This is a genomic window from Paenibacillus sp. FSL R7-0302, assembly GCF_038006885.1.
Lineage (GTDB): Bacteria > Bacillota > Bacilli > Paenibacillales > Paenibacillaceae > Paenibacillus_AQ.
On sequence record NZ_JBBOWB010000001.1, the window covers coordinates 2,223,629 to 2,244,604 of the forward strand.

At 51.7% G+C, this 20,976-nt stretch carries 23 protein-coding genes; all 23 read left to right on the forward strand.

Annotated features, from left to right (window positions below):
• The first annotated feature begins 3 nt into the window (after positions 1 to 3).
• Positions 4 to 1,593: a flagellar basal-body MS-ring/collar protein FliF gene (gene fliF / locus MKY96_RS09640; protein WP_339310157.1), complete on the forward strand. Its 1,590-nt coding sequence runs from the start codon at positions 4 to 6 to the stop codon at positions 1,591 to 1,593.
• Positions 1,594 to 1,597: 4 nt separating this feature from the next.
• Positions 1,598 to 2,614: a flagellar motor switch protein FliG gene (gene fliG, locus MKY96_RS09645; RefSeq protein WP_036692485.1), complete on the forward strand. Its 1,017-nt coding sequence runs from the start codon at positions 1,598 to 1,600 to the stop codon at positions 2,612 to 2,614.
• The gene (locus tag MKY96_RS09650) at positions 2,607 to 3,455 is read left to right on the forward strand and encodes a FliH/SctL family protein (protein ID WP_340944512.1); all 849 of its coding nucleotides are present in this window, start codon (positions 2,607 to 2,609) and stop codon (positions 3,453 to 3,455) included. The genes fliG and MKY96_RS09650 overlap by 8 nt, the downstream gene beginning before the upstream one ends.
• Positions 3,448 to 4,761, forward strand: coding sequence for a flagellar protein export ATPase FliI (gene fliI, locus MKY96_RS09655; RefSeq protein WP_036692488.1), 1,314 nt, complete (start codon positions 3,448 to 3,450; stop codon positions 4,759 to 4,761). The genes MKY96_RS09650 and fliI overlap by 8 nt, the downstream gene beginning before the upstream one ends.
• Before the next feature lie 6 nt (positions 4,762 to 4,767).
• Complete coding sequence (fliJ, locus tag MKY96_RS09660) at positions 4,768 to 5,211, forward strand: flagellar export protein FliJ (RefSeq protein WP_340940068.1); 444 nt, start codon at positions 4,768 to 4,770, stop codon at positions 5,209 to 5,211.
• Between the two features lie 87 nt (positions 5,212 to 5,298).
• Positions 5,299 to 6,177: a MotE family protein gene (locus MKY96_RS09665; RefSeq protein ID WP_340940071.1), complete on the forward strand. Its 879-nt coding sequence runs from the start codon at positions 5,299 to 5,301 to the stop codon at positions 6,175 to 6,177.
• A gap of 22 nt (positions 6,178 to 6,199) precedes the next feature.
• Positions 6,200 to 7,672, forward strand: a complete 1,473-nt coding sequence (locus tag MKY96_RS09670; protein WP_340940073.1) for a flagellar hook-length control protein FliK — start codon at positions 6,200 to 6,202, stop codon at positions 7,670 to 7,672.
• A gap of 27 nt (positions 7,673 to 7,699) precedes the next feature.
• Entirely contained in the window at positions 7,700 to 8,233 is a 534-nt protein-coding gene (gene flgD / locus MKY96_RS09675) for a flagellar hook assembly protein FlgD (protein ID WP_340940075.1), read from the forward strand.
• A complete protein-coding gene (locus tag MKY96_RS09680; protein WP_076158282.1) occupies positions 8,230 to 8,613 on the forward strand; it encodes a TIGR02530 family flagellar biosynthesis protein in 384 nt (127 codons plus the stop codon). The genes flgD and MKY96_RS09680 overlap by 4 nt, the downstream gene beginning before the upstream one ends.
• 123 nt (positions 8,614 to 8,736) lie before the next feature.
• Positions 8,737 to 9,555, forward strand: coding sequence for a flagellar basal body rod protein FlgG (gene flgG, locus MKY96_RS09685; RefSeq protein ID WP_340940079.1), 819 nt, complete (start codon positions 8,737 to 8,739; stop codon positions 9,553 to 9,555).
• 111 nt (positions 9,556 to 9,666) lie between these two features.
• Complete coding sequence (locus MKY96_RS09690; RefSeq protein WP_036724671.1) at positions 9,667 to 9,891, forward strand: flagellar FlbD family protein; 225 nt, start codon at positions 9,667 to 9,669, stop codon at positions 9,889 to 9,891.
• Positions 9,888 to 10,355: a flagellar basal body-associated FliL family protein gene (locus tag MKY96_RS09695; protein WP_340940080.1), complete on the forward strand. Its 468-nt coding sequence runs from the start codon at positions 9,888 to 9,890 to the stop codon at positions 10,353 to 10,355. The genes MKY96_RS09690 and MKY96_RS09695 overlap by 4 nt, the downstream gene beginning before the upstream one ends.
• Positions 10,356 to 10,394: 39 nt before the next feature.
• A complete protein-coding gene (gene fliM, locus MKY96_RS09700; RefSeq protein ID WP_036692509.1) occupies positions 10,395 to 11,393 on the forward strand; it encodes a flagellar motor switch protein FliM in 999 nt (332 codons plus the stop codon).
• The gene (gene fliY, locus MKY96_RS09705) at positions 11,383 to 12,717 is read left to right on the forward strand and encodes a flagellar motor switch phosphatase FliY (RefSeq protein ID WP_340940082.1); all 1,335 of its coding nucleotides are present in this window, start codon (positions 11,383 to 11,385) and stop codon (positions 12,715 to 12,717) included. Before fliM ends, fliY begins: the two co-directional genes overlap by 11 nt.
• A gap of 26 nt (positions 12,718 to 12,743) precedes the next feature.
• Positions 12,744 to 13,109: a response regulator gene (locus tag MKY96_RS09710; RefSeq protein WP_036692515.1), complete on the forward strand. Its 366-nt coding sequence runs from the start codon at positions 12,744 to 12,746 to the stop codon at positions 13,107 to 13,109.
• 9 nt (positions 13,110 to 13,118) lie between these two features.
• Positions 13,119 to 13,649, forward strand: a complete 531-nt coding sequence (locus MKY96_RS09715) for a flagellar biosynthetic protein FliO (protein ID WP_339310149.1) — start codon at positions 13,119 to 13,121, stop codon at positions 13,647 to 13,649.
• A complete protein-coding gene (fliP, locus tag MKY96_RS09720; RefSeq protein ID WP_036692519.1) occupies positions 13,646 to 14,410 on the forward strand; it encodes a flagellar type III secretion system pore protein FliP in 765 nt (254 codons plus the stop codon). Before MKY96_RS09715 ends, fliP begins: the two co-directional genes overlap by 4 nt.
• 22 nt (positions 14,411 to 14,432) lie before the next feature.
• Positions 14,433 to 14,702, forward strand: a complete 270-nt coding sequence (gene fliQ, locus MKY96_RS09725) for a flagellar biosynthesis protein FliQ (protein ID WP_036692523.1) — start codon at positions 14,433 to 14,435, stop codon at positions 14,700 to 14,702.
• 4 nt (positions 14,703 to 14,706) lie between these two features.
• Positions 14,707 to 15,498 carry a flagellar biosynthetic protein FliR gene (gene fliR / locus MKY96_RS09730; protein ID WP_339310146.1) on the forward strand — a complete coding sequence of 264 codons (792 nt, stop codon included), beginning with the start codon at positions 14,707 to 14,709 and terminating at the stop codon, positions 15,496 to 15,498.
• 22 nt (positions 15,499 to 15,520) lie between these two features.
• Complete coding sequence (flhB, locus tag MKY96_RS09735; protein WP_339310144.1) at positions 15,521 to 16,615, forward strand: flagellar biosynthesis protein FlhB; 1,095 nt, start codon at positions 15,521 to 15,523, stop codon at positions 16,613 to 16,615.
• Between the two features lie 20 nt (positions 16,616 to 16,635).
• A complete protein-coding gene (gene flhA, locus MKY96_RS09740; protein WP_340940086.1) occupies positions 16,636 to 18,669 on the forward strand; it encodes a flagellar biosynthesis protein FlhA in 2,034 nt (677 codons plus the stop codon).
• Positions 18,666 to 20,084: a flagellar biosynthesis protein FlhF gene (gene flhF / locus MKY96_RS09745; RefSeq protein ID WP_340940088.1), complete on the forward strand. Its 1,419-nt coding sequence runs from the start codon at positions 18,666 to 18,668 to the stop codon at positions 20,082 to 20,084. The genes flhA and flhF overlap by 4 nt, the downstream gene beginning before the upstream one ends.
• On the forward strand, positions 20,081 to 20,962 hold the full coding sequence (locus MKY96_RS09750) for a MinD/ParA family protein (RefSeq protein ID WP_036692542.1): 882 nt from the start codon (positions 20,081 to 20,083) through the stop codon (positions 20,960 to 20,962). Before flhF ends, MKY96_RS09750 begins: the two co-directional genes overlap by 4 nt.
• Positions 20,963 to 20,976: the final 14 nt, after the last annotated feature.

Sequence of the window (20,976 nt, forward strand, 5' to 3'; positions counted from 1 at the left end):
ACTGTGAATGAAAGATTGGCCCAGTACCGGGAGAAGATAACCCAGTATTGGAACAGATTCAGCGGTAAACAGAAGATATTATTTTTCTCCACTCTGTTTATTATCATTATAATAATCGTAGTTACGACCATGCAGTTATCGAAGGTGGAATACGAGGTTGCTTTTCAGGACCTGGACAGTACCGATTCAGCGGGAGTTATGAGTTATTTGGATACATCAGGGGTGTCTTACCGTTTAAGCCCGGATGGTAAAAGTATCTCAGTTCCCAGTACGGACGCTGCACGTATCAAGATAGCTGTTGGTTCTCAGGGAATCGTTCAGCAAGGCTCAATCGGGTACAAGGTATTCAATGAATCCTCGTCCATGATCGGTACTACAGACAGTGAATTCAATGTTAAATACAACAATGCGCTTAATGGTGAAGTTGAACAGCTGATGAGAAGGATGCAGGGGATCAAAGACGCCAAGGTTCTCATTACCCTGCCGAAGGAGACAGTATTCGCCTCACAGGAGGATCAGGAGAAAGCGCAGGCTTCCGTGGTGATGAGCTTTGATCCGGGATTCAGACCTTCCCAGGAGAATATTGACGGCTACTTCAATCTCGTGAAGACCGCTGTCCCGAATCTTCCCATCGACAACATTACAATCACCAACAACGAGGTGGAGCTGAAACCGACGGCCAAGGGCGGCCAGGCGGGGATCTCCAGCCAGGTTGAAGAGAACTTCGCACTCAAGAAAAAATTCGAAGATGATGTGAAGCGAGATGTGAAGCAATTCCTGAGTACTCTCACAGGTCCCGATAAGGTCGATGTCCTGGTGTTCTCCAAGCTTAATTTCGATAAGGAGAACAGAAAGGAAGATGTCGTAGTACCGGTGGATGCTGAGAATATGAAGGGGATTGAGATCAGCTCGCAGATTATCAGCAAAACATTCTCGGGCCAAGGGAACACTTCCGGAGGAGTCGCAGGTACAGGATCTGAAGATGTTGCAGGTTATCCTGCGGGGGCTGACACAGGTGCTTCTTCTTCTGAGGAATCATCGGAGACAAGGAACTATGAAGTTACTAGAATCACTAAAGATATTATCGCAAGTCCATATACTGTAAAAGATTTAACCATAAATGTCGCGGTTGAACCACCTGCAGGACAAACAACTTTGGACGAGGCTACTTCAGGAGCGATACAGAACATTCTGGTCAACATTGTCCGCGCGTCCCTGGCAGATTCAGGTATCACTTATACAGACGCAGACCTGACCAAAAAAGTTTCGGTATTCTCGCAACAATTTGGAGGTGCCACTGCCGAGAACGCATCCGGCGGACTGGCAACCTGGATGATCTGGGCCATCGGTGCGGCTGCTCTGCTGGTCGGTGCAGGCGGAGGCTATCTGATCTACCGCAGCCGCAAGAACAAGCAGGAGGAAGAGGTCGAAGAAGATATTCCGCTGCAGGTTCCTACCGAGTTCCCTTCAATTAATATGGATAGCGTGACGAATGAAAGTCAGGTCCGTAAGCAGCTGGAAAGTCTGGCGAAGAAGAAGCCGGATGAATTCGTGAATCTGCTCCGCACCTGGCTTGCTGAAGAACAGAGGTGAAGAGATGGCAAAAGCTAGCCAGCAGGGACTCAGCGGCCGTCAAAAGGCGGCGATCCTGCTTATCACACTAGGGCCTGAAGTATCGGCACAAATATTTAAGCATCTGCGGGATGAGGAGATCGAACAGCTGACGCTGGAAATTGCGAATGTACGCAAGGTGGACAGCGGGGAAAAAGAGTCGATTATGTCCGAATTCCATCAGATCTGTCTCGCACAGGAATATATCTCACAGGGCGGTATCAATTACGCCAAGGAGATTCTTGAGAAAGCTCTCGGCTCGGCCAAGGCGCTCGAAGTCATCAACCGCCTGACGGCAACGCTGCAGGTAAGACCTTTTGATTTTGCCCGTAAGGCTGATCCGAACCAGATTCTCAACTTCATCCAGAACGAGAATGTACAGACTATTGCACTTGTACTCTCTTATCTGCAATTTGAACAGGCGGCCTCCATTCTGTCTTCCCTGCCTCAGGAGAAGCAGGCGGAGGTGGCCAGAAGAATAGCGATTATGGACAGCACCTCTCCAGAGGTGGTCACCCAAATCGAACGTGTACTGGAACAGAAGCTGTCTGCTACAGTCACCCAGGATTATACGAATGCAGGCGGTATCGAATCGATTGTACAGATTTTGAACGGCGTAGACCGCGGTACAGAGCGGACCATTCTGGATTCCCTGGAAATTCAGGACCCGGAGCTGGCCGAGGAAATCAAGAAGCGGATGTTCGTCTTCGAGGATATCGTCAATGTCGACAACCGCTCGATTCAGCGGATTATCAAGGATATCGACAACGCGGACTTGCAGCTTGCGCTCAAGGTGGCCAGCGAGGAAGTGCGGGATGTGATCTTCCGCAATATGTCCAAGCGTATGGCCGAGACCTTCCGCGAGGAAATGGAATACATGGGACCTGTGCGGCTGCGTGATGTGGAAGAAGCACAGACCCGCATCGTAGGCACGATCCGCAGACTCGAAGAGTCTGGTGAAATTATCATCGCCCGTGGCGGAGGAGATGACATTATTGTCTAAGCTGATCAAGCATTCTCAATATATTCCGGTAGATGTGCTGAAGCGTCTTGAACAGGCCAGGCATCATGCAGGTCTGACTGAAGAGCCGGCTCCTGAAGAGCCTCCGGGTGAAGTACACTACCAGGACCCCGCGAGAGAGGCAGCGGAGCAGTCACGCAAGCAAATGCTGAAGGATGCTCAGGATTTCGCGGAGAGTCAAGTCCGCAGCGCCTCCGAGGAAGCGGAGAATATTGTGGAATCAGCACGGACGGAAGCTGAAGAATGGTGGCGCGAGCGCAGAGAACAAGATGAGCTGCTGATCGAAGCCGTCAAATCCGAGGGCTATCAGCAAGGGTACCAGGAAGGTCTGGCTCAAGCAGAGCAGGAGATGTCCCGGCGTCTCGCCGAGATGATGGAAGAAGCGCGGACCGTGCTTCAGGAAGCCTACCGGGCAAGAGATGTAATTATTCAGGAGGCGGAACCGTTTCTTGTAGAGCTAAGCTGCGATATTGCTGAGAAAATCGTGGACAAGCAGCTGACCGTTGAACCGCAATTTGCGATGGATCTGATCCGTAAGAACCTGGCCCGCAAACGCGAGCAGGGGCTGATCTCACTCTGTGTGTCTCCTGCACAGTTTGCTTTTGTCAATGCGGCCCGCGAAGAACTCTCGCTTGCTGTGGACTCTCAGGCTGAACTGCAGATCCTCCCGGATTCAACAGTCAGAGATCTGGGATGTGTGATCCGGTCTTCCTTCGGCAGTATCGATGCCCGGGTTGATACCCAGCTTGCCGAAATTAAAAAAGAGCTGCTAAGAATCGCTCTGGACTCGGAAGAACACGGAAATGGGGACGACGATGCTTGACAGCAGAAGATACAAAGATCAGCTGCGTAACTTCGATCCGGTAAGGATTAACGGTAAGGTTACACAGGTTATCGGGCTGATGGTGGAGTCGGAAGGGCCTGACGCCAGCATCGGTGATGTGTGCTATATCTATCCTGCCAAAGGAAGTAAGCCGCTTCAGGCAGAGGTTGTGGGTTTCCGTGATAACAAGGTGCTGTTAATGCCGCTTGGCGAACTGCAGGCCATCGGGCCAGGCTGTGATGTGGTGGGCACCGGCAAGCCGCTGAGCGTTCAAGTCGGCTCGGAGCTGCTCGGGAAGGTTCTCGACGGTCTGGGTCAGCCGCTGGACGGTTCGCTGATACCGGCCAGAATGCCGCATAGCTCTACCTTCAACATTCCGTCCAATCCGCTTAACCGCCCGCGGGTCGCCGAGCCGATCAGCATTGGAGTCCGGGCTATCGATGGACTTTTGACGATCGGCAAGGGGCAGCGTGTGGGGATTTTTGCCGGCTCGGGTGTGGGGAAGAGTACCCTGATGGGGATGATTGCCCGCAACACCTCGGCAGATGTCAATGTGATTGCGCTGATCGGTGAACGGGGCAGAGAGGTGCTTGATTTCATTGAGCGTGATCTGGGACCTGAAGGCCTTCAGCGTTCGGTAGTCATTGTGGCTACTTCCGATCAGCCTGCGCTGATCCGGATCAAGGGGGCGCTGATCGCTACTACGATTGCCGAGTACTTCCGTGACCGTGGTCTGAATGTCATGCTCATGATGGACTCGGTAACGCGTTATGCGATGGCGCAGCGCGAGGTGGGACTGGCTGTCGGTGAGCCGCCTGCGATGAGAGGGTATACACCTTCTGTGTTCGCCAGTCTGCCTAAGCTGCTGGAACGGGCCGGGACGGGTCCTACAGGCTCAATCACCGCGTTCTACACGGTGCTGGTTGACGGTGACGATATGAACGAGCCGATAGCAGACGCTGTACGCGGTATTTTGGACGGACATATTGTTCTGAACCGGAATATAGCCAACAAAGGACATTTTCCGGCGATCGATGTTCTCGCAAGCATCAGCCGGGTGATGAAGGATATCGCCCCGGAGGAGCAGATTGCAGCAGCCGAGAATGTGAAGCGCCTGATGGCGGTGTATAAGGATTCCGAGGATCTGATTAACATCGGAGCCTACCAGAGGGGCTCTAACGCGCAAATCGATGAGTCGATGCATTACATCGACAGTATCTGGGATTTCACCAAGCAAAAAGTGAACGAGAAGGTAACCCTTAGCGAAGTGCAGCAGACTTTAATTTCACAGTTCTCGAGGAGTTGATTGATCATGAGATTCCATTATACTTTTCAAAAAGTGGTGGACTTGAAGGGTAACGAAAAAACACAGGCAGAGTGGATGCTCTCAAGCGCGCTCGGAGAACTGCAGGCACAGGAAAAAAGCCTTGATGAATTAATCGGCCAGCGCAGCACGCTGATGTTGTCCCTGCAAAGTGCAGCACAGCAGAAGACACCGATGGCTAAGCTTCGCGAAATGCAGGATTACGTAGATTATCTCGACAAATGCATTGCCCGCAAGCATTCCGATATCAGCCGGGCACATGTTGAGGTTCAGAATAAGCAGGATCACCTGAGTACTAAGGTTCTGGATGAGAAGGTATGGCTTAAGGCCAAAGACAAAGCACAAACCGCATTTCTGCAGAATATGAGTTTACGGGAACAAAACGAACTGGATGAGATGGCTACCGTCCGCTTCGCGATGAAATCCCTCTAACCCGGGAGGTTTCCGCCAGTGGCAAATAATCAGATGGAATTTGAAGATGAAGGGTCGGCAGGCAAATTAGAGCGTTTTTTGTTCTTGATGATTCCAATCATTTTCACGCTTGTACTGCTTGGCGTACTGCTCACCCTATTTAATATGGATATCCGTAACAACGTGCTGGCGATTGCCAACAAAATTCCTGTTATAGAGAAATGGGTGCCTGATCCGCCCCCAGACCCGGCAGCGCCGGGTGAAGCCGCAGAGAATCCGCCGGCTGAGAGCAAGGAGCAAGCCGCCAGCTCCGCGAGCACGATCAAAGAGCTCAAAGCACAGCTTACCGCCCAGGAGGAGAAGCTGAAGAAGGCTGAGGAAGACAAGGCGGCGGAGACCACCAAGGCTGAAGCGCTTCAAAAGCAGGTTGAAGAGTTAAAGACTGCCGCTGAAACGGCTGCAGCCACTGAGGAAGAGGAAGATCCTTATCTGAAGAAAGTGACGGATCTGGCCAAGCTCTACGCCGGCATGAAGGCCTCCAAAGCGGCACCGATTATGGAGAATTTGACTACCGATGAGATGGTTCAAATCTTCAGTGTCATGAGTAATGCCAGCAAAACGGCCATCCTGGAAAAAATGGATGCCAAAAAAGCGGCAGATGTCTCCATAAAGCTAAAAGAAACCACAAATTCAACCGATATGGCTATTGCAGCCCTGCAATCCCGGCTGAAGCAGGAGGCGGGTACCGCTACTCCCAAGCCTTCAGCTAATCTGGATCAGGAGAAGCTAGGCCAGACCTTTACCAGTATGCCCGCTGCGGATGCGGCAGTGCTGCTTGGCTCCATGTACAGCCTTAGTCCGGATAAGGTTATCACGGTGCTGAATACGGTCAGTGATTCGGTCCGCTCCTCGATTCTGGGGGAGATGACCAAGAAAGACAGCAAACAGACAGCCAAAATTGTCAACCGTCTGATGGGCGGGAAATAACCTTTGAAGGGAGGTGAAAAAGATGAGTATTATTCTACAAACCTTAACCGCAGGCAATCTGGCTGCTTCCGGCGGCACAACGCAGGGAACAACCGGAACGGTTAATCCGGCGACGCCATTTGCCCAGACGCTTGTGCAAAGCATGGTGGGAGTTACCGCTGTCAAAGGCACTGAGACTCCTGCAGCCGGTAATTTGGCTTCATTATTGCAGGGACTCCTGAGTGCTGTTCAGGCTAAGGGAGAAGAGACAGGCAGCGCAGATGTCAAGCAAACGAATCTGCTGGAAGGTCTTGTGCAGGATATTGAGAAGCTGGACACCAGCCTTGCGGCTGATCCGGCGCTGATTGCAGCGCTTCAAGGCTGGCTGCTTCAAGTATCTGCTTTTGTGTCCGGCAATCCCTCTACAGGTTCACAGGATGCCTCGGCTACTGCTGCTGATACATCCATCAGCTTGTCGCCGCTTGCCAAGAACCCTGAAACCCTGCGCTTTGCCGTTCAAGATGAACTGAACAGCCTGCTTCAACAGGTTCAGACGGCAGCTGTCAGCGGGGATCAGGAGACTGCTGCCAAAGGAGCGGCGCTTCTGAATCAATTCTCGGCTATTATGGCGGAGAGTGCGCCTGTTAATCACAAGTCCATGGCTAACAAGGCTCCAGCAGTTGTGGATGCTCCAGCGGTGCCGCTTAAGCAGGCAACGGAAAGCGAGCCCAAGGTGGAAATGTATAGCAAAGCAGATTTGGCAACGGATGTCCGTAGGTTATTGGGGGCTTCAGCTAGCACTCGTTCCATGTTGGATGCAGCAGCAGCCAGTACCGCCGAAGCTGTAATTGCAGATGAGGGCTCCACTCCTGTTCTCGCAGGAATGGCAGCTTCGATGAAGAAGACCGTATCAGCCGAGGAGGCTTTGCCCGCTGGCGAAGCAGCAACCGCGGAGCCGGAGGTTGTAACGGCCGGCCAATTATCCCTGCGGCACGGAATTACTGCACCGCTCAAGGCGGAAGCCGCGCCAGTGCCGGTTCAGCAATTCGCCCAGGAGATGAACACCTTCATCAGCGGCAAGCTTGAGATTGTCAAGAAGGGCGGAGTCGCTGAAGCTACGATTACCTTATTCCCGGAGAATCTGGGACAAGTGGATGTGAAGATTTCCATGCAAAACGGTAATCTGGTGGCACAGTTCATGACCCAGCATGCCGGAACCAAGGATATGCTTGAGCAGCAGATGAGTCAGCTTCGATTGGCCTTGCAGTCCCAGGGACTTCAAGTAGAGCGCCTCGAAGTGACGCAGAACAACAGCTCCCCTCAGTCACAGTGGACCGGAGGTCAGGGTCAGCAGACAGGCGCGGGCGGACAGCAGCAAGGCAGACGTTCACGGGAACGCCAGGAAGAATCGGCAGATGCCGTGCTTGCCGCAGAGCTTAATGGGGAATGGAAGGACTGGGTGTCAGCAGCTCAGCAGGACAGTAACCAGAGCGGCGGATTCTCAACCAAGATTTGATCGACAGGATAAGCGAGGTGAAATGATATGGCAACGAATCCCGTGTCTAACAGCAACCAATGGAATTATGTAGCGAATGATAAGACACCCAAGACCACAGGCAACTCTACACTGGGCAAGGATCAGTTCTTGAAAATACTGATTACCCAGCTGCAGAACCAGGACCCGATGCAGCCGATGGAGGATAAGGAATTCATCGCTCAAATGGCTCAGTTCTCATCTGTAGAGCAGCTTATGAACATATCCACCCAGCTTACAGCACTGAATCAGTCCCTTGGCTCTGTGTCAGGATTGATCGGGAAGGATATCACCTGGACGGATGCCGAGACGAAATTGCCGAAATCAGGCAATGTCGAATCGATTGTTGTCAGCAGCGGTGTGCAATATGCAGTGGTAGGCAAGGAGCGGATTGCTCTGACGGATATTACGCAAATTCAGAATGCCGGCACTACACCTGCAGCGGGTAGCGAGACTCCAGGGGCCAGTGAGACTCCAGCGTCCAGTGAGACTCCAGCGGCTAGCGAGACTGGGGCAAACGGGGAGAGCGGGGAAGCAACATGAGTGACAGAATAACTATCGGACAGTTATATCCGGCAGCTGTACATCCTTCCGCCTTGCAGCGTCAGCAATCTGTTAAGGGCTCCTCAAGTCCTGAAGCGTCGTTCGAGAGTGTGCTGCAGAAGAATATGCTGAAGTTCAGCAATCATGCAGCGAAGCGTCTGGAGCAGCGGGGAATCGAGCTTGGCAGCCGCCAGCTGGATCAGATCTCCTCGGCGGTAGACAAAGCAGCCGCTAAGGGCAGCAAAGAATCTCTGATTCTTATGAAGGACATGGCATTGATTGTAAGTGTAAAGAACCGGACAGTGGTTACTGCGATGGACGGCAATTCAATGAAAGACAATGTATTCACGCAGATTGACAGTGCGGTAATTATATCTTGACCTCGGCTGGTCCTTACTGGAGAGCCGAAAGTGGCTGCCGACCGACTGACGCGGCCACCGCTCCAGCTTCATCTTTCAATTCTTAAGAGTCAGAAGACTCTATAACCGGGAGGACGATTAATAATGTTAAGATCTATGTACTCAGGGGTTTCAGGTATGCGCGGATTCCAGACTAAGCTCGATGTCATTGGTAATAATATTGCGAATGTCAATACTATCGGCTTCAAGTCAGGGCGCGTGATGTTCAAGGATATTATGAGCCAGACTGTCTCCGGGGTTACGGCACCCGGGGAAGAGGGACAAGGCGGGGTCAATGCTAAGCAGATCGGTCTTGGCGTATCCATCGGTTCCGTTGATACTATGCACACAGCTGGTAGTGCGATGACAACGAATAACCCCACAGATCTGCGGATCGACGGAGACGGATTCTTTCTGGTGAAGCTTACGGGTGACCAGGAAGTACCGTTCCTGACCCGTGCAGGAGATTTCCATGTGGACGCCAGCCGCAATCTGATTACATCGGATGGCTTACATGTCGTTGACTCCGGGGGCGCACCCATTCAGATCGGTGACGATGTTACGGCATTCTCCATCTCCAGTGACGGAACGATTGTGCAGACGATGGCGGACGGCACTACTGAATCCGGTGTTCAGATTGGCATGGGTAAAGTCAGCAATCCTCAGGGGCTTGAGAAGATCGGCGGCAACCTGTACCGTATGTCCTTAAATGCAAATGCTGAAGGAGCATTGGAACCGACAACTGCCAATGATCCAGAAGCCGGAACAGGTACTATCGTTTCCGGCCAGCTGGAAATGTCCAATGTGGATCTGACCGGTGAGTTCACAGAAATGATTGTTACCCAGCGTGGATTCCAGGCGAATTCGCGGATTATCACCACTTCCGATGAAGTATTACAGGAAGTAGTTAATCTGAAGCGTTAAGCCTGAACCATAATATGTAACTTGCTGAATAATAACATTTTGCCTGCAGCGGAATGTTATTGCAGTCGTGGGGGAGGAGCTCCTCCCCCTATTTAGGTTAGGAGGCCTGTCATGATTTCGGTAACAAGATTGAACGGGGCGGGGATGTGGCTGAATGCCCTGCTGGTTGAAATGGTTGAAGAATCACCGGACACGTATATTACGCTGGTAACCGGCAAAAGGCTGATCGTGCTTGAGAAGGCCGATGAAGTCATTAGCAAGATCAAGGAATATAACAGGGACATAGGCACACACGCTGCCACCATTAAAGTCCAGTCAATGGAGGAGCTTTCATGAAAAAGATGCTGCCATGGCTCATCACGATATTGCTGGCCGTTACACTTATCGTAGTCGCTGCATTCTTGCTGATGGACAGATTTTTCCCGGGTGACGGGAATGAAGTGAACAAGGCTGTCCAGAACGTGGAGACGAAGAAGATGACTGCTGATCAAATTGTTGAGATGACGGCCGAAATCAATGATATCAAAACTAATCTTGCCGATCCCGATTACATCCTTTCAGTTGACCTCGCGCTGCAATTAGATTCGGCGTCGTCCAAGGAAGAATTCGAAAAGATAAAATCTATTAAAATAACACCGCTGATCATCAAAGCGATTGCCGATGCCAAACCCGAGGAGCTGAATGGGGCCAGCGGCAAAGATCAGTTCAGCAGCAAGCTGGTGAACATCATCAATAAGAATTTGACTGAAGGTTCTATCACCCAGATTGAATTCACCAAATTTATACTGGCATCTATGTAGCTGCAGGCGGGTCTATTCTTTGATAGGGGGGTGATTGAATTGGTTGATGTACTATCACAAAACGAAATTGATGCTCTGCTTGCTGCACTTTCATCCGGTGAAATGGATGCCGACGAACTTAAAAAAGAAGAAACCACTAAAAAGATCCGCTCCTATGATTTCAAACGGGCCGTACGCTTCTCCAAAGATCATATCCGCAGCTTAACCCGGATTCATGATAACTTTGCCCGCTACCTTACAACGTACTTTTCGGCCCAATTGCGCACCTTCGTGCAGATCAATGTCGTTCAAGTAGAGCAGCTCCCTTATGACGAGTTTATCCGCTCCATTCCCAAAATGACGATATTGAATATTTTTGAGGCCGAGCCGCTGGAGGGCCGGATGGTGATGGAGGTGCATCCGAATATTGCTTTTGCCATGCTGGACCGTCTGCTTGGCGGCTTCGGAACGGCACCCTCCAAAATCAATGCGTTGACTGAAATCGAAACGACCATTATGGAGAGGATTTTCAGCAGATGCTTTGAAAGTCTGCAGGAAGCCTGGAAGACGGTGCTTGATATCCATCCCCGGATGGAGGCGCTGGAAACGAATCCGCAGTTTATGCAAATTGTATCGCCTAATGAAACGATTGCCCTGATCTCCCTCAGTACCAAAATAGGAGACACAACGGGGATGATCAATCTCTGTATCCCGCACGTTGTGCTGGAGCCGATTATGTCAAGACTCTCGGTGCACCAGTGGTTTGTCTCTGAGAAAAAGGTGCGGGATGAGGTAGAGCTCGAAGCCATCCGGGCAAGAGTGCACCGGGCGCAGCTTCCCATCGTGGCTGAGCTGGGCGAATCGAATTTATCCATTGCTGAATTTCTCGGGCTCAGCATCGGCGACGTGATTTCTCTTAACAAGACGGTGGATTCCGGTCTGTCGATTAAGGTGGGGGACAAGCTGAAATTCATTGGAAGTCCGGGGATGATCAAAGAACGTGTGGCTGTGCAAATAGACGAGATTGTCAGCGAAGGGGTTGAAGAGTTTGACGAGTAAAGATTATTTGTCCCAGGAAGAGATAGATGCTCTTCTTAGACAGTCTGCGGAAGGCAATTTGGCTCCTTCACCGAAGACCGTGGATGATTACTTAACACCTTTTGAACAGGATGCATTGGGAGAGATCGGCAATATCACCTTCGGAAGTGCGGCAACCGCACTCTCCACCTTGCTGGGTAAGAAGGTAGACATTACTACCCCTAAGGTATCCATTATTACACGCGGAGAGTTCGAGGAAGCCTTTCCCAAACCTCATGTAGCTGTTCACGTACAGTATGTTGACGGTTTCCAGGGAATTAATTCTCTGGTGATCAAGATCCGGGATGCACAGGTCATTGCCGACTTGATGCTCGGCGGGGAAGGAGATCCCAAAGACGAGGAACTGAACGAGATTCATATCAGTGCCGTGCAGGAAGCGATGAACCAGATGATGGGCTCGTCCGCTACCTCAATGTCAACGATCTTCAACAGATTCGTCAACATTTCTCCGCCTGGCATTGATATTCTTAACATGTCCAGCGGAGAAGGTGTAGGCAGCCTGCCGGATGATGAGACTCTGATCCAGATTTCCTTCCGCCTCAAGATCGGTGATCTGATTGATTCCACGATCATGCAGCTGCTGCCTGTACAATTCGCCAAGGATATGGTGACCATGCTGCTAGGCGATGTCAGCCAGGCTGACCAGGAAGCGGCAGTCTCCTCTGCGGAAGCTACACCGCCTCCGGCTGCGGCAGCCGCACCAGCACCAGCACCGGAACCAGCGCAGGCGCCGCCTGCAGCTCAGCAGCAGATGCCAGCGCCGGAGGCGGGAGGGTACCCGCCGCAATATCCGCCGCAGGGTCAGGGCATGCCGCCTTATCCGGGAATGCCGGAAGGGGGATATTATTATCCTCCGGCAGGGATGCCGGCGTATGGGATGCAGGGCATGCCGCCTTACGGAATGCCGCCGCAAGGCACGCCCTATCCGCAGGCTCAGCCGCAGAATCCGGCACAGGGCCGTAATGTAAATGTGCAGCCTGTGCAATTTGCGAATCTGAGTGCAGGGGCTTTTGGCAATATTGACGAAAATAATTTAAATTTATTAATGGACATACCACTGAAGGTAACCGTAGAATTAGGAAGGACCCAGAAGCAGATCAAAGATATTCTGGAAATGTCGCAAGGTTCAATTATTGAACTGGACAAGCTGGCAGGTGAGCCTGTTGACATTCTGGTTAACAACAAGCTCATTGCCAAGGGGGAAGTCGTAGTTATCGACGAGAACTTCGGTGTCCGCGTTACGGATATCGTCAGCCAGTGGGACCGTATACAAAAATTACAATAAGCATACTTAGGGAGGATTTTGTAAAAATGGCTAACCGAATTCTAATCGTGGACGATGCAGCATTTATGAGAATGATGATCCGGGACATTTTGTCGAAGAACGGATTTGAGGTAGTGGGTGAAGCCCAGGACGGTTCACAGGCTATAGAGAAATTTAAGGAACTGCGCCCGGATCTGATCACGATGGATATCACCATGCCTGAAATGGACGGAATCGCCGCCCTTAAGGAGATCAAAAAAGTAGATGCCAATGCCAAAGTCATTATGTGTTCAGCCATGGGTCAGCAGGCTATGGTTATTGATGCAATCCAGGCCGGTGCCAAGGACTTTATTGTGAAGCCTTTCCAGGCAGACCGTGTCATTGAAGCCATCAATAAAACGCTGGGTATATAGGAAAGAGGTATGTTATTTGCTTCCGGAACGCTCGGAGACAGTAGTAATGCCCTGCTGAATTTATTGAAGGTTGTTTTTTTTCTGGCAGTCATTGTTATTCTTATCGTGCTGCTGATCCGTTTTCTGGGACGCCGCAATCAGACTCTGATGAGCGGCCGTTCCATCCGTACGCTGGGTGCGCTGGGGCTGGGTCCGAATAAGTCGGTTCAGGTCATTGAGCTGGGCGGCAGCCTCTATCTGATCGGAGTGGGCGAGGACATCACCATGATGGATAAGATCACCGATCCGGCAGAGGTAGCGCTGATTATATCCGCTTTTGAAGACCAGGCCTCAGGAACGGACAACTTCATGGCACCGCTTATCGCCAAAATCAAGTCCAAGCTGCGCGGTGAGGTGCCGTCCCAGGAAATTGAGATTCATGAGACTTCGTCTTTCTATGAGACGCTGCAATCCAAGCTTGCCCTGGCGCCAGAGCGCAAAGAGAAGCTGGAGGAACTGCGCAGGGATGAGGATCTCAGGAAAGAGTCGGAGGATTTATGAAAAAAAAGCTGATTCTTTCTTTTTTGCTGCTTGGTATTTTCAGTGTGCTGCTCCTGCATCCGGTTCATGCTGACCCGATTCCTAATATCAATATTTCGGTGGGGGACAACGATGCTCCAAGCGGAGGGACAAGCTCCATCTCCATCCTGCTGCTGGTAACGGTGCTTAGCATTGCTCCTTCATTCCTGGTGCTGATGACCAGCTTCACGCGGATCGTGATCGTACTTGGGTTCGTAAGAACCTCACTTGGTACACAGCAGATGCCTCCGAATCAGGTGCTTGTAGGGCTGGCTCTATTCTTAACCCTGTTCATTATGTCGCCGACGCTGGCAACCGTGAACGAGACGGCCTTACAGCCCTATATGAAGGGCACCCTGACCCAGAGCGAAGCACTGAACAAAGCGCAGGAGCCGATTAAGGAGTTTATGTTCAAGCAGACGAACACGAAGGACCTGCTGCTGTTCATGAACTATACCGGCAATAACGCTACAGTGAAGCCAGCCAGCTATAATGATATTCCTTTAACAGTAATGGTACCTGCTTTTGCAATCGGCGAGATGAAGAAGGCTTTTACCATGGGCTTTATGATTTTTATTCCTTTTCTTATTATTGATATTGTGGTGTCCAGCACCCTGATGGCCATGGGGATGATGATGCTGCCGCCGGTCATGATATCTTTGCCTTTCAAAATTATGCTCTTTGTGCTGGTGGACGGCTGGTACCTAGTAGTCAAATCACTGCTGCTGAGTTTTAACACCTGACTTGTAAGAGGAGGCACATGGGATGAATGCGGAGTTTATTATCGGTCTGGCCGGCCAAGCCGTATATTTAGTGCTGGAGACCAGCGCCCCCATGCTGATTCTTGGTCTGGTGGTAGGACTGATCGTCAGTATTTTTCAAGCCACGACCCAGATTCAGGAGCAGACCCTGGCGTTTGTTCCCAAAATCGTTGCCGTACTGCTTGCTCTACTGCTGTTCGGTCCGTGGATTATAACGAAGCTGGTGGATTTCACCAGTCAAATTCTGGGCAGTCTCTATATGTATATCGGTTGAGACTATGAATATAGAGACCCTGCTGCAAAGTTTTCCTGTCTTTCTGTTGATTTTTTGTCGAATTACCGCCTTTTTTGTTGTCGTTCCTGTCTTTTCGTCACAAAGCGTGCCGGCAACATTCAAAATCGGTTTGTCTTTTTTTGTGTCCATGGTCATCTTCAGCTCAGGCAGCATGAATATTACGGTTCCGCAGGATCTGGGGTTTATCCTCCTGATTATCAGGGAGGCATTAATCGGGCTGTTGCTTGGGTTTATCGCCTACCTGATGTTTATGACGATTCAGACTGCGGGCTCTTTTATCGATATTCAGATCGGGTTCGGGATTGCGAACGTCATTGACCCGATGACCGGGGCTTCGGCACCGATTATCGGCAACTTCAAGTATATGATTGCACTGCTGCTGTTCCTGAGCATGAATGGCCACCACTACCTGCTGGATGCTATCGTATACAGCTATAAATGGGTGCCGATAGATAATGATCTGTTCCTCAAAATGATCGGCGGAAGCTTGTCGGAGTTTCTGATCCGCACCTTTGCCCAATCCTTTATGCTGGCCTTCCAAATGTCGGCTCCGCTGGTCGCTGCACTGTTCCTGACGGATGTAGGCCTGGCCTTCCTGGCGAGAACGGCTCCGCAATATAATGTGTTTGTCATCGGTGTTCCGCTCAAAATCATTATCGGTCTGGCGCTGCTTCTTATACTGATGCCGGGGCTGGCTGCGCTGTTCCAGAATCTCTTCGAGATTATGTTCGAGTCCATGCACAATCTGCTTGGCCTCATTGGGAAGAGCCCTTAGGCTACGGTAAGGAGAGATCGTCTTGGCAAAACAGGCAAGATACAAACTGAACCTTCAGCTGTTCGGGGGAGATAAGACAGAGAAGGCCACTCCGAAGAAACGGCAGGATGCCCGCAAGAAGGGGCAGGTTGCCAAAAGTGCTGAAATGTCAGGTGCAGTGGTCCTCTTCTCGGCGCTGCTGTCACTGAGCGTCTTCGGCGGCTTCATGAAAGAACGGTTTATCAAGCTGTATACAGATGTGTTCCAGAACCGGATGATGCTTGAGGTAACACCGGAGAATATCTCGGCACTGTTCAACCAGTACGGGCTGCAGATCCTCATTCTGCTCGCTCCGCTGCTGGGCATCACCTTCCTGCTGGCGCTTGTGGCAAATTTCGCACAGGTAGGCTTTATGGCTTCGGGCGAAGGAATTACGCCTAAGTTCAGCAAGATTAACCCCATCAAAGGCTTCAAAAATATTTTTTCCATGCGTTCCGTAGTAGAGTTCCTCAAATCTGTCTTCAAGCTCATCCTGATTGCCTATCTGGTCTACAGTACGCTTTGGGGACAGAAGGAGAGCTTTTCACGTCTCTCGCATGTCGATGCGGAAGGGACATACAGCTTCGTTGCGAAGCTGACCATGAGCCTGGGCATCAAGATTGCAGCGGCTCTTTTTATAATGGCTGTACTGGACTATATCTATCAGAAATACGAGCATGAGAAGAGTCTCAAGATGTCCAAGCAGGACATTAAGGATGAGTACAAAAAGATGGAGGGCGACCCCATCATCAAAGGCAAGATCAGGGAACGTCAGCGCAGAATGGCGATGCAGCGGATGATGCAGGAGGTCCCCAAGGCCGATGTTATCATCACGAACCCGACCCACTTTGCAGTCGCCCTGAAGTATGACGGTTCCACAATGGAGGCTCCTCAGATTATAGCCAAGGGCCAGGATTATGTGGCACTCCGCATCAGGGAGCTGGCCAAGGAGCATGGTGTTGTAACGATGGAGAATAAGCCGCTGGCACGGGCATTGTTCCAGAGAGCGGAGATCGGTGATGTAGTGCCGGCTGATCTGTTCCAGGCAGTTGCCGAAGTGCTGGCCTATGTATACAAGCTTAAAGGCAAGAGGAGATAAGCCGGGGGAGGTTAAGGACATTGAAAGCTAAAGATCTAACAGTTCTACTGGGCATTATCGGTATCGTGCTGATGATGATTCTGCCCATCCCTGTCTGGCTTTTGGATGTACTGTTAATTATCAATATCTCGATAGCCCTGACCATTATATTGGTCGCTATGAATACCAGAGATCCGCTGCAGTTCTCAATATTTCCTTCACTGCTCCTGATCACCACGCTGTTCCGCTTAGCGCTGAACCTGTCCACAACCAAGCTGATTCTGGCTGATGGCCATGCCGGGGAGGTCGTAGCGACCTTCGGAAGCTGGATTGCCAGGGGACAGATCGCGATCGGGTTCATTGTCTTCCTGATCCTGGTTGTGGTTCAGTTCATTGTTATCACCAAGGGTTCTGAGCGCGTGGCCGAGGTAGGCGCCCGCTTCACACTGGATGCGATGCCCGGTAAGCAGATGAGTATTGATGCGGATCTGAATGCGGGGATGATCAATGAGCAGCAGGCACGGGAACGCCGCCGTAATGTCGAACGCGAGGCGGATTTCTTCGGAGCCATGGATGGTGCGAGTAAGTTCGTCAAAGGTGACGCCATTGCCAGTATCATCATCCTCATTATCAACCTGATCGGCGGCTTCATTATCGGTATGACCGTTCACGGCATGTCGTTCCAGACAGCACTCTCAACCTACTCTGTACTGACCATCGGTGACGGTCTGGTCAGCCAGATTCCGGCCCTGCTGATCTCCACGGCTTCCGGTCTGATCGTTACCCGGGCGGCTTCGGAAGGCAATCTGGCCGAGGATCTGACCGGACAATTGCTGTCTTATCCGAAGCTTCTATACATAGTGGCTGCGACAATTGCGTTTCTGGGTTTCTTTACCCCGATTACGATTATGTCCACGCTTCCTTTGGCAGGGCTGATGGCTTACGCGGCTTACAGTATGGGGCAGAAGGCCAGCAGGCAGCAGATGGCCGATGAACAACTGGTCGAGGAGAAGCAGATCGAAGAGGTGCGAAGTCCCGAAAGTGTCATCAATCTGCTTACGGTGGACCCGATCGAATTCGAATTTGGTTATGGTCTGATTCCTTTGGCGGATACGGGGCAGGGCGGCGATCTGCTCGACCGTATCATCATGATTCGACGGCAATGTGCACTGGAGATGGGTCTTGTCGTGCCGGTTATTCGTATTCGCGACAATATTCAACTAAAACCGAATGAATATGTCATCAAAATTAAAGGAAATAACGTTGGCGGCGGTGAATTATTACTTAATCACTATCTCGCCATGAGCCCCGGTTATGATGATGAGTCGATTAGCGGGATTGAGACTATCGAACCATCCTTTGGGCTGCCTGCCCTATGGATCGATGAGTCGGTGAAGGAGCGGGCTGAATTATCCGGCTATACCGTAGTTGACCCGCCTTCCGTTGTAGCCACACATCTGACCGAGCTGATCAAACGATATGGACACGAATTGCTGGGCCGTCAGGAGACGAAGCAGCTGGTCGACAACCTCAGGGAGAATTATCCTGTGCTGGTGGACGAGCTGATCCCTTCTATTCTAGCCGTCGGGGATATTCAGAAGGTGCTGGGCAAGCTGCTGCGGGAGAAAATATCCATCCGCGATCTGGTCACCATCTTCGAGACGCTTGCCGATTACGGCACGTATACCAAGGACCCTGACATTCTGACTGAATATGTGCGGCAATCCCTCTCCAGACAGATTACCCAGCAGTTCTCTCAGACGGGGGAGACCCTGCGTGTCATTACCGTAGGCCCCGGACTTGAGAAAAAAATTTCCGAGAGCGTGCAGCAGACGGAGCAGGGCAGCTACTTGGCGCTCGATCCGGTATCTACCCAAACCGTCTATCAGCGGCTTACGGAGCAGATCAACCGTCTCCTGCAATCCGGCCAGCAGCCGATTGTACTAACCTCTCCAACGATTCGCATGTATCTGCGCCAGGTGATTGAGCGAACCATGCAGGATATCCCGGTGCTCTCCTACAGCGAGCTGGAGCCAAACATTGAAATTCAAAGCGTCGGGGTGGTGAACTTATGAGAGTGAAGCGTTATGTGGTCGATACGATGCCTGACGCCATGCATTCGATCCGCAGCGAGCTTGGAAGCGATGCCGTTATTTTAAGCACCAAAGAAATAAAGGTCGGCGGATTCATGGGCATGTTCACGAAAAAGAAGATTGAGGTTGTGGCTGCTGTGGAGAACGGTACAAAGGCGGCCGCGCAGGAGAAGATTCCTGCACCGCCCATGAATGTACCGCGAAATGCAGTGCCAGAGGCCTATCAGAAGGCTGCCTCAGCCGCTGCTCCTCCTCTCCCGCCGCCTGTGACGGTAAGAGATGCGGCAGCAGCCAAGTCGTTTGCCGAGATTGCCGCAGCGCTGGCTGATCCGCTGGAGCAGGGCGGAGGCGTCGCTGTGATGCCGCCTTTGACCAAGACAGAGCCGCCGGATATCCGCACTGAGGATATTACAGCAGGCCAGTCGTCTGTACCGCAGCCGGAGGAGAACCGGAAGAAGCTTGCAGCGATCTATGAATCGCTTGCAACAGAGCAGTCTGAACCTGAGCATACTGCTCCCACTGAAAGCGATGTTCTGCGGGAGATCCGGGATATGAAGCAATGGATGGAACGTATCGCACGTTATTCCTCAGGGGCAGCCGAGCTGCCTGATGCGCTGGAATCCTTACGCAGCCGCCTGATTGACCAGGAGACTGACGCTGTTCTCGTAGAGGAATGGATCGGACATGTTCTGGAGCGTTACCGTGAGGAAGGAAGCAGCTGGGGGCCGGAGCAATTCGAGGCTGTGCTCAGAGAGCAGATTGATGGTTTTCTGTCAGGACGCATTGCCGGCGGTATTGCCCCGGATACCCGGATTGTATATATTGCCGGGCCGACTGGGGTCGGCAAGACGACAACGATTGCCAAGCTGGCAGCGGAGCAGCTGTTCAAGCAGGGCCGCAAGGTTGGGCTGATTACCTCGGATACTTACCGGATATCGGCCGTTGAACAGCTTCGAACCTACGCCTCCATTCTCAACATGCCGCTGGAGGTTGTCCAGTCGCCGGGTGATCTGCAGCGGGCGATGTTCCGGCTGGAGAGCTGTGATCTGGTGTTAATGGACACCGCCGGACGGAATTACCGCAATGAAATGCTGGTGGCAGAACTGCAGAGCCTGCTGGCCAAGGAGCTTAAGAGCGAGACCCTGCTGGTGCTGAGCCTGACCTCGAAGAGCCGCGATATGAAAAAGATCGCGGAGCACTTCGGCAGATACCAGCTGGATAAGGTTGTATTCACGAAGCTGGATGAAACGGGGAGCTACGGCCCGCTGTTCAATGTCCTGAATGATTATCCGCTGAAGCTCTCTTATATTACCAACGGACAGAATGTTCCTGATGATCTTCTTATGGCCACAGGGGAGCAGATTGGCGGCATGCTGCTGGGAACAGGGGGCGGGTGATGGACCAGGCGCAGGCATTAAGACGGCTGGTCTCCAGCCAGGATACAAGGCAGGCTCCCGGAAGCGGTGCCTCCGCCCGGATTATCACGGTATGCAGCGGGAAGGGGGGAGTCGGAAAGTCGAATTTCACCCTTAACTTCGCGCTTGCACTGAAGGCCATGGGACGGAGAGTGCTTCTGTTCGATGCCGATATCGGCATGGCCAATATTGATGTCCTTATGGGTGTCTCCTCCAGATACAATCTGTACCACCTGCTCAAGCGGGAAGCGGATATCGGACAGATCATTCAGCTCGGACCGCAGGCGTTGCCCTTCATTGCAGGGGGCTCCGGGATGGACGAGCTGTTCACACTCTCGGAGGCGGATCTGAATTACTTTACCACACAGATTGCAAGCATTGCCGATACCATGGATTTCATCCTGTTCGACACAGGGGCGGGGCTGTCCAAGGAAACGATGAAATTCATCACTTCTGCCGATGACTGCCTGGTGGTGACCACGCCTGAGCCTACCGCAATTACAGATGCATATGCGCTGATGAAGGTTGTTCATAATTCGCATCCTGAGGTTTCGTTCAGGCTGATTGTCAATCAGGCAGGGGATGAACGGGAGGCACGGGCCACCAGTGACAAAATCCGGATGGCGGCCAGCCGGTTCCTGCAGCTTGAGCTTCCCTTCCTCGGTTACATCAGCAGTGATCCGCATGTAGTACAGGCCGTTAAGAAACAAATTCCATTCTCAGTGGCTTTTCCGAACAGTATTGCAGCCAGGGATGTGCAGAGGCTTGCGCAGAGCTATCTGGCTGTGGATTCAGTAGAAACCGCTAAAGTTCAAGGCATCAAGGGATTCATCAGCAAGTGGTTGAAACGAAACAGATAATTGTTCTGAATTTG

Coding starts and splice junctions, on each gene's coding strand:
- fliI (WP_036692488.1), top strand. CDS start 3,448: ATGCTTGACAGCAGAAGATACAAAGATCAGCTGCGTAACTTCGATCCG.
- MKY96_RS09665 (WP_340940071.1), top strand. CDS start 5,299: ATGATTCCAATCATTTTCACGCTTGTACTGCTTGGCGTACTGCTCACC.
- MKY96_RS09670 (WP_340940073.1), top strand. CDS start 6,200: ATGAGTATTATTCTACAAACCTTAACCGCAGGCAATCTGGCTGCTTCC.
- MKY96_RS09680 (WP_076158282.1), top strand. CDS start 8,230: ATGAGTGACAGAATAACTATCGGACAGTTATATCCGGCAGCTGTACAT.
- fliJ (WP_340940068.1), top strand. CDS start 4,768: ATGAGATTCCATTATACTTTTCAAAAAGTGGTGGACTTGAAGGGTAAC.
- MKY96_RS09715 (WP_339310149.1), top strand. CDS start 13,119: ATGTTATTTGCTTCCGGAACGCTCGGAGACAGTAGTAATGCCCTGCTG.
- flhF (WP_340940088.1), top strand. CDS start 18,666: ATGAGAGTGAAGCGTTATGTGGTCGATACGATGCCTGACGCCATGCAT.
- flgG (WP_340940079.1), top strand. CDS start 8,737: ATGTTAAGATCTATGTACTCAGGGGTTTCAGGTATGCGCGGATTCCAG.
- fliP (WP_036692519.1), top strand. CDS start 13,646: ATGAAAAAAAAGCTGATTCTTTCTTTTTTGCTGCTTGGTATTTTCAGT.
- fliR (WP_339310146.1), top strand. CDS start 14,707: ATGAATATAGAGACCCTGCTGCAAAGTTTTCCTGTCTTTCTGTTGATT.
- flgD (WP_340940075.1), top strand. CDS start 7,700: ATGGCAACGAATCCCGTGTCTAACAGCAACCAATGGAATTATGTAGCG.
- MKY96_RS09690 (WP_036724671.1), top strand. CDS start 9,667: ATGATTTCGGTAACAAGATTGAACGGGGCGGGGATGTGGCTGAATGCC.
- fliG (WP_036692485.1), top strand. CDS start 1,598: ATGGCAAAAGCTAGCCAGCAGGGACTCAGCGGCCGTCAAAAGGCGGCG.
- fliQ (WP_036692523.1), top strand. CDS start 14,433: ATGAATGCGGAGTTTATTATCGGTCTGGCCGGCCAAGCCGTATATTTA.
- MKY96_RS09695 (WP_340940080.1), top strand. CDS start 9,888: ATGAAAAAGATGCTGCCATGGCTCATCACGATATTGCTGGCCGTTACA.
- MKY96_RS09710 (WP_036692515.1), top strand. CDS start 12,744: ATGGCTAACCGAATTCTAATCGTGGACGATGCAGCATTTATGAGAATG.